This is a genomic window from Nonomuraea sp. NPDC050153 (genome assembly GCF_044460125.1).
Classification (GTDB): Bacteria; Actinomycetota; Actinomycetes; order Streptosporangiales; family Streptosporangiaceae; genus Nonomuraea.
In genome coordinates this window covers 1-10,766 of sequence record NZ_JBITJQ010000078.1, presented here as the reverse complement: position 1 = coordinate 10,766, position 10,766 = coordinate 1, and the positions used below count along the sequence as shown (strand labels likewise).

General features: G+C 69.0%; 9 protein-coding genes. 7 read left to right on the top strand and 2 right to left on the bottom strand.

Annotation, left to right across the window (positions count from 1 at the left end):
• Positions 1–89: 89 nt before the first annotated feature.
• Positions 90–782, bottom strand: coding sequence for an aspartate/glutamate racemase family protein (locus tag ACIBQ1_RS61615; protein ID WP_397292824.1), 693 nt, complete (start codon positions 780–782; stop codon positions 90–92).
• Positions 783–1,226: 444 nt separating this feature from the next.
• Between ACIBQ1_RS61615 and ACIBQ1_RS61610 the strand changes: the two genes are divergently transcribed.
• From ACIBQ1_RS61610 to ACIBQ1_RS61580, 7 genes are all read left to right on the top strand, one after another.
• A complete protein-coding gene (locus ACIBQ1_RS61610) occupies positions 1,227–2,345 on the top strand; it encodes a hypothetical protein (RefSeq protein ID WP_397292822.1) in 1,119 nt (372 codons plus the stop codon).
• Between the two features lie 794 nt (positions 2,346–3,139).
• Positions 3,140–6,472: a hypothetical protein gene (locus tag ACIBQ1_RS61605; protein ID WP_397292821.1), complete on the top strand. Its 3,333-nt coding sequence runs from the start codon at positions 3,140–3,142 to the stop codon at positions 6,470–6,472.
• 633 nt (positions 6,473–7,105) lie between these two features.
• Positions 7,106–7,375: a hypothetical protein gene (locus tag ACIBQ1_RS61600; RefSeq protein WP_397292820.1), complete on the top strand. Its 270-nt coding sequence runs from the start codon at positions 7,106–7,108 to the stop codon at positions 7,373–7,375.
• 292 nt (positions 7,376–7,667) lie between these two features.
• Positions 7,668–8,423 (top strand): hypothetical protein, encoded by a 756-nt coding sequence (locus ACIBQ1_RS61595; RefSeq protein ID WP_397292828.1) that lies wholly within the window; start codon positions 7,668–7,670, stop codon positions 8,421–8,423.
• Positions 8,308–8,634, top strand: a complete 327-nt coding sequence (locus tag ACIBQ1_RS61590; RefSeq protein ID WP_397292818.1) for a DUF2397 family protein — start codon at positions 8,308–8,310, stop codon at positions 8,632–8,634. Before ACIBQ1_RS61595 ends, ACIBQ1_RS61590 begins: the two co-directional genes overlap by 116 nt.
• Positions 8,631–8,969 carry a DUF2399 domain-containing protein gene (locus ACIBQ1_RS61585; RefSeq protein ID WP_397292826.1) on the top strand — a complete coding sequence of 113 codons (339 nt, stop codon included), beginning with the start codon at positions 8,631–8,633 and terminating at the stop codon, positions 8,967–8,969. The genes ACIBQ1_RS61590 and ACIBQ1_RS61585 overlap by 4 nt, the downstream gene beginning before the upstream one ends.
• A 15-nt stretch (positions 8,970–8,984) precedes the next feature.
• Positions 8,985–9,248 (top strand): SpoIIE family protein phosphatase, encoded by a 264-nt coding sequence (locus ACIBQ1_RS61580; RefSeq protein ID WP_397292825.1) that lies wholly within the window; start codon positions 8,985–8,987, stop codon positions 9,246–9,248.
• Positions 9,249–9,816: 568 nt separating this feature from the next.
• Here the strand turns inward: ACIBQ1_RS61580 and ACIBQ1_RS61575 are convergent.
• A partial coding sequence (locus tag ACIBQ1_RS61575; protein WP_397292817.1) for an RNA polymerase sigma-70 factor occupies positions 9,817–10,766 on the bottom strand: 950 nt, incomplete at its 5' end.

Here is a 10,766-nt window from a genome sequence, read left to right as displayed (position 1 = left end):
ACGCTGTCTCACCAGCCAGGTCATACCGCGATGACGATCACCACAGCAACCTGGCGATCTTCACACAACCCGACGTGCGGAAAACGGGGCTAGGCCAGTGCCGCCCGTACAACCGCCTCGACGTGCAGGCCGGTAGTGTCCAGGAGCGGAATGCCGGGCACATCCGCCGGACCGACGATCAGGCTGAACTCGGTGCAGCCCAGGATGACGGCGTCAGCGCCGGCCGCCCTCAAGTCACGCAGCACCCGGACCAGCTCGGCCCGGGTCGAGTCGGCGAAGACTCCTTTCGTCAGCTCGTCGAAGACGATGCGATTGACCAGCTCGCGGTCGGCAGGCGGCGGAATGATCACTTTCAGGCCGCGCCTCGCGAGGCGATCACGATAGAAGTCCCCTTCCATCACGGGTGTCGTGCCGAGCAAGCCGAGAGTCGTCGCCTCGACCTCCCTTGCCGCATCGGCGACTACGTCGGCAATGTGGATGAACGGGATCGACGTCGCGGCCTCAACCGCCGACGCGCCTTGATGCCCGGTATTGCTTCCGATGACGAGGAAGTCGGCCCCGGCACGTTCCAGGGCTCGACCTTTGCCGGCGAGGTAGTCGGCCATCTCGTCCCACGCCCGCGTACGAACACAACGCTCGATCACCGCGAAATTCACACTGGCCATGAGCAGCTCGGCACTCTCATGACCGCCGAGCTGTTGCGTCACTTTGTCGTTCAGGCGCTGATAGAAGTCGACGGTCGAAGCGGGGCTCATGCCGTGTATCAGTCCAATGGTTCTCATGGGTTCAATCTCTCATCGACTCGGCGCTTCCCAGCAAGGGGGTCGGGACGACTGCAGGTGGACGATACCGAGACTGCTCAACGCGGGACGGGGGCAAGGAGTTCGCGGAGTTGGGCGACGCCGGCGGGGAGGAGGTAAGGGGCCGGCCGATGAAGTCGGCGGCCTGGTGAACGCCGGTGGTGACGGCGATGGCGAGGGCACCGCCGTGGCGGGCCATGGCCATTTCGAGGTTGCGTCGTCGCCGGGTTCGCCAGGGTGATCGACACAGGGCTGACAAGACCTTGTTCGCCCGGACCGCGGCAGCGTCCGGTGGATCAGTCGCGTGCGCCGCCGGCGCGAACTTTCCGCTGATTCCAGGAATCTGACCAGATGCCGTCAGTCGCGAACTTTCTCCGCCCTACAAACTCCAATGGGCATCGATCATCACTCGGAACGGGGAGACCAATGAACCTCACCGCACGCCTGCACGCCACCGCGTTGATCGCTCTGGTGGCGACCGGCTTAGCCGTGCCCACGTCGGCCGTGGGGGCGGTCGCGCCCAGCCGGCCACCCGCCTTACCGGAGTCGGGCTCCGGCCCCGCCGCCTTCGCCTACTTGTGCGCCAACCCGAAGGACCCCGAGAAGCTGCCCACGGGGCCGTGCGACACCTGGCGACTGGTGACCGCGCAAGGCCAGATCTTCTCGGTCCCTGAGGCCGTGGCCTGGGAGAAAGGCAGAGATCCCAACGAGGACGGGGGGTCGGGATCCTTCGCGATCAGTCCGGACGGCACGCGCGTCGCCTACCACCGGGCCCGCGACGACCGCATCGTGGTGCGCGAGTTGACCTCGGGCAAGAGCTGGACGATCCCCTACCAGGTGCCGACCGGCCTGCCGGGCTCGCCGTTCAGTCTGAAGTTCGTCCGGGACGGCAGGCAGCTGACCATCTTCGCGGACGACCCGGAGGTCGCCACGCTCGTCCAGGTGGAGGCCGGTACGGCACAGCGGATGCCGAAGGGCTGGATCGTGCTCGACGCCGACCCGGACACCGGGCGCGTCACTCTGCAGGACGAATTCGCGACGAGCAGCAGGGCGTTCCGCACCATCGGGGGCGGCCGCACCGTCACCGCCAAGATCCCTGTCTACGCCCATAAGCACGTCATCTGGGGCTCCTTCGCCGCCCGCGACGGGCGGGCCGCCAACCTGGTCCCCAAGGAGCCGCCCGCGTGCGGCCCGGACATGACCCCCGTCTGGCTGGCCGTCTTCTCCACCCGGACGGGCAAGATGACCACGGTCAAGCCGCGACTGCCGGCCGACGTCTACCGGGCCGACGTGATCGACTGGCTGAACGCGAAGGAGATCGTCGCGGCGACGGGCCGCGAGCGCCCCGGCAAGACGCCCGACACGGCCGTCGGCTCCTACGTGTACGCCATGAACGTCACCACCGGCGCCAGCCGGCTCATCGCCAAGCTCTCCACCACCGAGGAGGTCTACCGGGACAGCCTGGAAGTGGGCGGCTACGCCGGGGCGCAAGGCCGGCCGGCGGCCGGCAAGGTGGCCAAGCCGGGCAAGCGCGGCTGCGGCTGACCATGCCAGCACGGTGGAGGTCCCGGTACAGATGCCTCACATACCACCAGTAGCTGATCACGCGATGGGCAGGAAGGCGCCCTTGCCGCGAGCGGTGTCGGCCGCGACGAACTCCAGGAGTTGGCCGACGCCGCCCTACGCGACTGGCCGCTCTCCTGAGAACCGCCCGGCGCTGGTCCTCGCGAGCGACTGCTCGCCGTAGCGGCCGTTCCTTACCGGCGACCCTTCGCCCGAGCAAGATCAATAGAGCTCCTGCGTCGCGAGCAGCACGGGCTGATCGGCGGAAACCCGACGGTCGGCCCAGCCCGCAGGCATGGGGCTTCGCGCTGGCTGCCATCGCGGAAAACCTGGATCCCTCGCCCCATCACCCCGGTGATGGTCCGCCACGGCCGGCACTCCGCCAACGCGTTCACGCTTCCCTCCGCAACCCGAAACACGGCCGACCACTGCGAACGTCCGAGGTGAGGTCGTCTGGTGGACGGGGCTGCGAGAGGGCTACGAGCCGGGCGTGCCGGAGCACGAGCCCGAAGAGATCGCTCACCGGCTCGCGGCTTGTGGCGACAGTGGTTCGGTGTGCCGGTCGGCGTGGCTGGGTGTGCCGGTCGGCGCGTCGACGGCCAAGTGCGCCTCGCTGCGGCACAAGGACATTCTCCGAACTGTCGGCTCCATGGTCGGTGGGGTGGCCTGCTCCCGGATCGCCGGAGTACCGGGGCCGTTCCAGCGTCTCAGGCGGAGGCGAGCGCTTCTGTAACGTCCCAAGGACTTCCTCGAAGCCGGAGCTTTACGATGACGGCATGCCCGCGTCCAGTGGAGGCCGTAAGAAGCTTCTCATCATCGTGGCTGGGACGGCGGCGAGCGTGGCCACCGGTGTCGTGGTCAACCTCGCGACAGGCGACCCGCTCCCGGGCCGGCTGCAGCCGCTGACGCCGTGGCTGTGGCTCGTCCTGCTGATCTGCACGCTGCTCTCGGCCGGCTGCACGGCCCTGCTGTACGACTGGGAGGGGCGCTCGTACCGCGACCTCGTCGACATCATGGACGCGGACGAGCTGCGCGCCAACCCCTACACCGCCGACCGCGCCGACCTGATCGAGCAGGTCGAGAAGGCGCTGCGCGAGGAGCACGTGCGGCGGCTCAGCGGGCTGCCCGCGATGCCGTTCACCTTGCGTGATTCGCCCGAGTCTGTCGGAGACGGCACGGCGGGCCCGTCAGGCTCACGCACGGCGTTGCAGGCCTACGACGCCGGCAGGAAGTCGCTGCTGGTGCTGGGCGCCCCGGGAGCGGGCAAGTCGACCCTGCTGGCCGAACTGGCCGGAGACCTCCTGCATCGGGCCAGGACCGGAGGAGAGGACAAGCCCATCCCGGTCCTGGTGCCCCTGGCGGAGTGGGGGCGCCGGCGGCGCTGGCGGGACGTGCTGCGCAGGCGCGGCGCGGCGGATGAGGACGAGCCCGTCCACCTCGGGGCCTGGCTGGTCTGGTATCTGAGCAAGCAGTACGGCGTCCCCTCGTCCCGGGTGCGCGGCTGGATCGCCCTGGGCCGGCTCGCCCTGCTGTTCGACGGGCTGGACGAGGTGCGTCCGGCCATCCTGGCCAAGTGCGCCAAGCACCTGGACGCCGTGGCGGCTCATGGCGAACGCCTGCCGATGGTCCTCACCTGCCGTCAGGAGCATTACGGCGAACTGCCCGAGCCGGTGCGCCTGCGCGCCGCCGTGACCATCGCCCCGCTGACCCGGGCACAGGTCGACGAGGGGCTCGGCACTCAGGGGTCCGGCCTGCGCGCGGCGCTGAAGAACGACCCGGGATTGTGGGAGCTCCTCGACTCGCCGCTGTGGCTGCAGATCGCGCATCGCGTGTACCAGGACGCGGCCGCCGGCGGGCCCGCGCTGGTCGGCAGCCCGGCGCAGAGGAGGGGGCTGCTGCTGGACGCCTACATCTGCGACGTGCTGGAGCGGCGGCGCGACAGCGGCCGGCGCGACCCGACGGCCACCTTGCGCTCGATCGTCCAGCTCGCCCGCTTCGCCACGGGCACCGACGGCACCTTCGTCGGCGACCTCAGCCGCGTTCACCGTACGGCGGCGAACGGCCCCGCGGCCGTTTTCGCGATGACGTCCCTGGTGGTGGGGCCGATGGTCGCGGCCGTGCTCGTCATCGGCCTCGTGCTGCCGCTGGCGCGCCCGCTCGGCCTCCTGCCCACCGGGGTGCTCGCCGTGCTGTTCGGTGTCACGGCGATCGTCGCCCTGATGCCCGGCCTGTCCGCCGGAGCCTGGATCGGCCTGCCGCCCCAGGTGCTCGGTGCCAGACCGGGCCGCAGGGTGCTCTCCCTGCTGGTCGCCGTCGCCTTCGGCGTGCTGCTCGGCGGTGCGCTCGCTCGCGCCGCCGCGGTACTGGCCGTGGAGCTGGCAGGCTGGAACCGGCTCTACGTCGTGCTGGCCGTTGTCGTGGTGATCTCCCCCCTCGCCTTCTACGCGGCTCGGACCCGGTCGAGGCGATGGGCGGCCTTCGGCGTGTTGGGCGCCGCCGGCGCGGGCCACGTGCTGCTCTTCCCGGTGCCCCGTGTGGAGTTCGCGATCGCCTTCGCCCACACCGGGCTGGTCGTCGGAGCGTTGGTGGTGCTCTACTGCCTGACCTCCCCCCTCGCCGGGTCGGCGAGCGGCTCGAACAACGCGGCCGACAATCTCGCTGTGAAGCCCATGGTCTGGATCTACACGGGCGGTTGCCTCGCCGCGCTGATCACGGCCGCGGTCTCGGGCGCGCCCGTCCTGCGGACGTTGCCGTCCTTCCTGCTGGGGGCGTTGGGCGCGGCGGCCTTCGTGTGCGTCCCCGCCGCGCTCGCCGGCTTCGGCCTGCGCTACCTCCTGCGCCCGCTGCTGAACCGGTTCGTCCTGGCCTGGCTCGGCATCCTGCCGGTACGCCTGCGCCGGTTCCTGCGCGAACTGGAGCGCAACGGCCTGGCCAACCGGGTCCAAGGGCGCTGGCAGTTCATGCACGTGCTCCTGCTCGATCACCTCGCCGGGCTCGATCCGTACGACAGCGTCCACACGCCCGCCCCCGTCGGGGACCCGCCGGACCAGGCGTTCCGTGCGGCGCTGCCCATGCCCCGACGGGCGAGGCACAGGTTGCCCCACACGTTCCTCAGCGTGCGGGCGGATCTGCTGGCGTACCCGCTCGCCGATGGCGAGGCCGTCCTGCGCCGCGCCCGCGACCTGGCCGATCTCTCCCGCCTGGCGCACGGCAAACTGGTGATCGTCGACGGCGACGGGCCGGTCCGGGCGATCGACGCGCTCGACGAGCTGGCCGCCGCCGAGCTGGACGGCGGGCGGCTGCCCGTCATCCTCGACGCGTCGTCCTGGCATCCCGGGTACGAGATCCGGCTGGGCCCCGACGCCGCCCGTCCGCACCGGGCGATCACCCGCTGGATCCTGTGCAGTCTGCGCGACGCTTATGGTGCCGAGCCGGTCGCTGCGCTGCGCTGGCTGGCCTCCGGACGACCGGCCATCCTGCTGCGGGGGTTCGACGAGCTGCCGATCAGGCGCCGGCGGCGGTTCAAGGCGTCGCTGAACGAGTTCCGCACCGCCTACCCGGCGCTGCGCGTGACGCTGGCCTGCGGCGACAGGGCGTACAGGCAAGCGGGTGACAAGCTGCACGACGGGCTCGCGGTCGAGATCTCCTCGGCACTCGATCAAGGCACGGCCCTGCTGCAGGCCGACGACTTCGGCGCCGCCGTCGCCTACTATCGCGGGCGGCTGGCGGGTGCCACACCCGGCGACACGCCGTCACTGGGCGAGTGGCAGAACTTCGCGTACGCGCTGCACATGAACGGCGACCTTGAGGAGGCCGTGCGGCAGTACCGGGCGGCACTCGCCGTCGCGCCCGACTACGCGGTGGCGCTGGAGATCCGCGCCGGACTCGGCGAGAGTCTCCACATGCTCGGGCTACTGGAGGAGGCCGAGGTCGAGCACCGCGAGGCGTTCGACGGCTACGAGCTCTTCTACGGCCCCAGCCATCCCGAAACGATCGTCCAGCGCGGACGGCTCGCGGACCTGCTCGAGGTGCAGGGCAAGTTCGACGAAAGCCAGGCCCTGCTGCACGGCCACGACGGGACGGATCCGGACGAACACCGGACCACCTGACCGACCGGCAGATCGGCTGCCGGGCAACAGCTCCGCCCGTTCTGCCCGTCAGTGTCGGCACCAGCACCCTCGATTCGGGCCGGAGCGGCTCGGTCAGCACCCGGCACCTTCCGACGGGTCACTATCGACGCCGTTATGTCGTGGCGGCTTTCCCGCGGCGGAGTTCCTCCGCGAGAAAGCGCATCTCCGCCTCGGTCACTCTCGCCTGCCCGCTCCGGCCTTGAAACCGTTGCGGGCACGGGACCTTTCATTCCGATGCTCGCTTGCCACAGTGCAGGCCGCGCGACTGCCGGCATGGAGGGCGCCGTTGACGCCGAAGCAAGGGGCACCGACGGGTGCCCCTTGGCCGCGTCGCCGCTGAGATGCCCCAGGCGACCCACCCTTTAAGGGCAACTCCGCATTATTGCGATCCAGAAAACGAAAACCTTATTACGGCTATCGGATAGCTTTCGAGAGAGGGCGCACTAAAATGCCCCCGCATCCGACCATGGGGATGTGTCGAAAGCATGCGTAATCAATATTTCTTCCACGTTCACCCGAAGTTCTCACGGCAAGGGTCGGGTCGCGGCGATAATCCTTGACGGAAGCGCTTTTGTGAATCCACGAAAGCACGTACCGAATTTGGAGATCTACATGAAGAAGTTCCTGGCGCTCGCGGGAGTGAGCGCCGCCCTGGCGGCCGGTCTCCTCGCGACCGCGCCCGCTCACGCGGCGACGGCAAATGCCACTTCTCCCAGCGCGATGTCGCCCTTCCGTTACTACGACACGTTCTACGGGCCGAATCCTTGGTGGTCATGCCATCAGCGCGGAAATCTCGGACTGCAGAGAGGTGAGTGGTATGACTTTGACTGCAGGCCTGGCACTAGCTGGGTGGATCTTTATATCCAGGTAAGTCCCAACTAGTCCAGTGAGCAAGCAGTCCCTCTAAGGATATCCAGCGATACTCCGGACGGATGCTTTCTCGATGTCAGGCTCGGCAGTGCCTCCGCGATGACCCAATACCGGAGGCACTGGCGGGCCAGGCGCTCGGCACTGATGTGATCTCGTGCGCCCAGCAGAACAGGAGGCGAAGCCGTGAGATAGCGGCTGATCGTCTGTTCGTAAGCTCGTCGTCGCTTCCCGGTGGGAGTCCGGTCCGGGAAACCCCGGCTGGGGCTATCAGCGGGCGCGCGGAGAGCTCGCCACGCTGGGCATCATGGTCGCGCCGTCTCCGGTCTGGGAGATCCTCAAGCAGGAAGGTCTTGCCCCGGCACCCCAGTGGGCGTCCAGCACCCGGGCCGACTTCCTGCGCTCGCAAGCCGACGCCAAGCTGGCCTGCGATTTCATCGAGACCGTCACCCTCAACGGCCGGCGGCAATACATCCTGGCAGTCGTCGAGCACACCACCAGGCGCGTTCACGTGCTCGGCACCACCGCTCACCCGAGCGCGGGATGGGTCATCCAGGCGATAAGGAACCTGGTGATGGAACTGGACAACGCGGGCTGCCGAGCGCGTTATGTGATCCGAGACCGAGACGCAAGGTTCCCGGCGCTCATGGACGACATCCTCGCCGGGGCCGGCGTCCAGACCGTGCTCGCCGGCATCCGGATGCCGCGGATGGACTCGATCATGGAGCGGTGGGTGCAATCGTGCCGCCGCGAACTCCTCGACCGCTGCCTCCGAGTTTTCGGCAGGCACAGGGTTCGTCTTCACCCGGGGCCCGACCAATTCCTCTGGCTGGCCTACCTGGCCGGGCTACCGCCCGTCCGACTGCATGACCTCCGCCATGGCGCGGCCTTGCTGTTCGGCGAGGGCTTTCCCACCTCAGGAGCATCAGCCCTTCGCTCACCTGAGCGTGCCCAACGCGGCCTTCCACCGGGAGATCCTTCGCGCGTTCGCGCGAGCGAAGGAACGGTTCATCGTGCACCTCCGGCCCGAGGACGTGGCGGCGGAGCTGCGGCGGGACAATGACGACGCGCTCACGCAGGCACCGGACAAGCTGCGGGAACGCGGCAACCTGCGGGCCGACACCGGCAGGGTCACGAGCGTGGAGCACTTCCACCGCAAGCGGTGCCGGGCAGGCGATCGCGTTCTACGAGGATGTCATCGGGAAACGCGGGGCGCTGCAGTCGGTGGCATTGGGAGACATCGCCGAGCAGTCGCTGGCCGCCCTTGCTCGTGATTCGGATCCCGACCCGGCACGAGACGTTCGCCTACCACGGAGACTTCGACTGGGGCGGAATCGCCATCGCCGCCGCGGTCCACGAGAGGGTCGGGTTCCTGCCGTGGCGCTTCGATGCCGCCTCCTACCGGGCCATACCCTCGTCGGCGCAGTTGTCTGGGCCGGTGCGCCCGACCCTCTGGGATCCGGAGCTGTCCGTGGCGATGGAGCGACGCGGCGTACGGGTCGAGGAGGAACTCGTACTTGCCGAGTTGATCGCCGCTCTGGCCCCGAAGGGACGTGGCGCGCATTACGGCCCCGGCATTTGTGTGGGCATCAATCCGGTGGTCAGGTGATCTCCGCCGCTCGGCCTGGGCACGCTTGACGTCCTGTCGCCGAAGCCCCACCGGGTGCCGTTCGGCGAAGGAGAGCGCATCCTGTTCTTCACCGACGGGGTCATCGAGGCGCGGAACACCGCCGGCCGGTTCTACCCTCTCATCGACCGCGTTCACGTGTTGAGACGAGAGAATCCGCAAGCCGCGCTGGACACGTTGCGCGCCGACCTGGTAGACCACGTCGGCGGCCCGCTGGGCGACGACGCCACGATGCTGCTCCTGCACCGACACACCAGCTGACACGGCTGGCCAGCCAGCCCGCCGACGTGCCAGAGGTCGTGGCCATCGGCGTCGGCAGCAGAATGGTGCCGAGCAGGATGGACACGCCGACACCGGTGGCGATGGCCTGCGCGTGCCCAACGCTGCCCCTCAAGTACGTGACGAGAACCGAAGAGGACATGATCACCCAACGGTCTGATTCCACGTAACTTGTAAATTCCTGAAGAGGCTCATGTTCGGCCGGGCCAACTACGACCTTCTCAAGAAGGAAGATGGCCCTGCTGAACTGATCACTCAGCGCGGTCACTCCCCATCAAGTGCGCCAGACCCAGACAGCACTGGAAATGACACCGTCGGATCTGACCGATGCCGAATGGGCGGTGATGGCCGAGCTGGTCGCGCCGCCCGCCCTACCGCCCTGCTGGACCTCCGCCCGGCCCACCGCCGCTTCGGTTACCCGCTGGAGATGGTGCCGCGTGCCGCCGGCGCATCGCCGAGGCCGAGGTCGACCACCTGCCCAGGAAGGGGCGCTCCAAGGTGACCGGCGCCCTGCGCGGAACCATGCGTGCGGTCTCCGACATGCGCCGGGTCATGGCGTCCGCTGCCCGCGGCGAGTCTGCTTCTTCTCGCGGATGACCGCGTGGGCGTCGGCGACGGGGCCGAGGTGCCCGAGCTTGTCGGGATTGACGATCGAGCGGATGGTCTGGATGCGCCCGTCCAGGATGTCGAGCGTCCAGGCGTTGAAGATCCGGCCGTCGCGGTCGCGGATGATCGCGCCCGGCTGGCCGTTCACCTCGTGCGCCTCCAGCACCGCGCCGATCTTGGCGAGCGGCGGGATGCTGACGGACAGCACCCGGGCGACCTTCACCACGCCGAAGACGGGGAGTGTACTCCCGATCTTGCCGGCGCCGTCGTTGACCAGCTGGACATCGGCGGCCAGCAGTTCCTGCAGCCCTTCGACGTCCCCCTCCCTGATCGCGTCAAAGAACCGCCCTGCCAGCTGGTCGCGCGACCGGCGATCCGCCTCGAAGCGGGGCCGGCCCGCGTCCATGTGGCGGCGCGCCTGCACCGCGAGCTGGCGGCAGGCCGCCTCCGACCGCTCCACGGCGGAGGCGATCTCCCGGTAGCTGAAGGCGAACACCTCGCGTAGCACGAAAACCGCACGCTCGAGCGGGCTGAGCCGCTCCAGCAGGATCAGCGCCGCCATCGAGACCGAGTCGGCCAGCTCCGCCGACCGCGCCGGGTCCTGGTAGGGGTCGGTCAGCAGCGGTTCGGGGAACCAGGGCCCGACGTAGGCCTCGCGCCGGACGCGGGCCGAGCGCAGCACGTCGATCGAGATCCGGGTCACCGTGGCCGACAGGAAGGCCTTGGGCGACTCGGGCTGGGTCGCGGAGCCCTCGTAGCGCAACCAGGCCTCCTGGACGGCGTCCTCGGCCTCGCTCACGCTGCCCAGGATCCGGTAGGCGATCGCGAAAAGCAGCGGCCGTAGCTCCTGGAACTCCTCAGTGCGGGTCACGCCGACTATTGATATCAGCATTG

What these genes read in the sequence shown, in the direction of transcription:
- ACIBQ1_RS61615 (WP_397292824.1), bottom strand. Translation starts at nt 782, where the DNA reads ATGAGAACCATTGGACTGATACACGGCATGAGCCCCGCTTCGACCGTC.
- ACIBQ1_RS61610 (WP_397292822.1), top strand. Translation starts at nt 1,227, where the DNA reads ATGAACCTCACCGCACGCCTGCACGCCACCGCGTTGATCGCTCTGGTG.
- ACIBQ1_RS61605 (WP_397292821.1), top strand. Translation starts at nt 3,140, where the DNA reads ATGCCCGCGTCCAGTGGAGGCCGTAAGAAGCTTCTCATCATCGTGGCT.
- ACIBQ1_RS61600 (WP_397292820.1), top strand. Translation starts at nt 7,106, where the DNA reads ATGAAGAAGTTCCTGGCGCTCGCGGGAGTGAGCGCCGCCCTGGCGGCC.
- ACIBQ1_RS61595 (WP_397292828.1), top strand. Translation starts at nt 7,668, where the DNA reads ATGGTCGCGCCGTCTCCGGTCTGGGAGATCCTCAAGCAGGAAGGTCTT.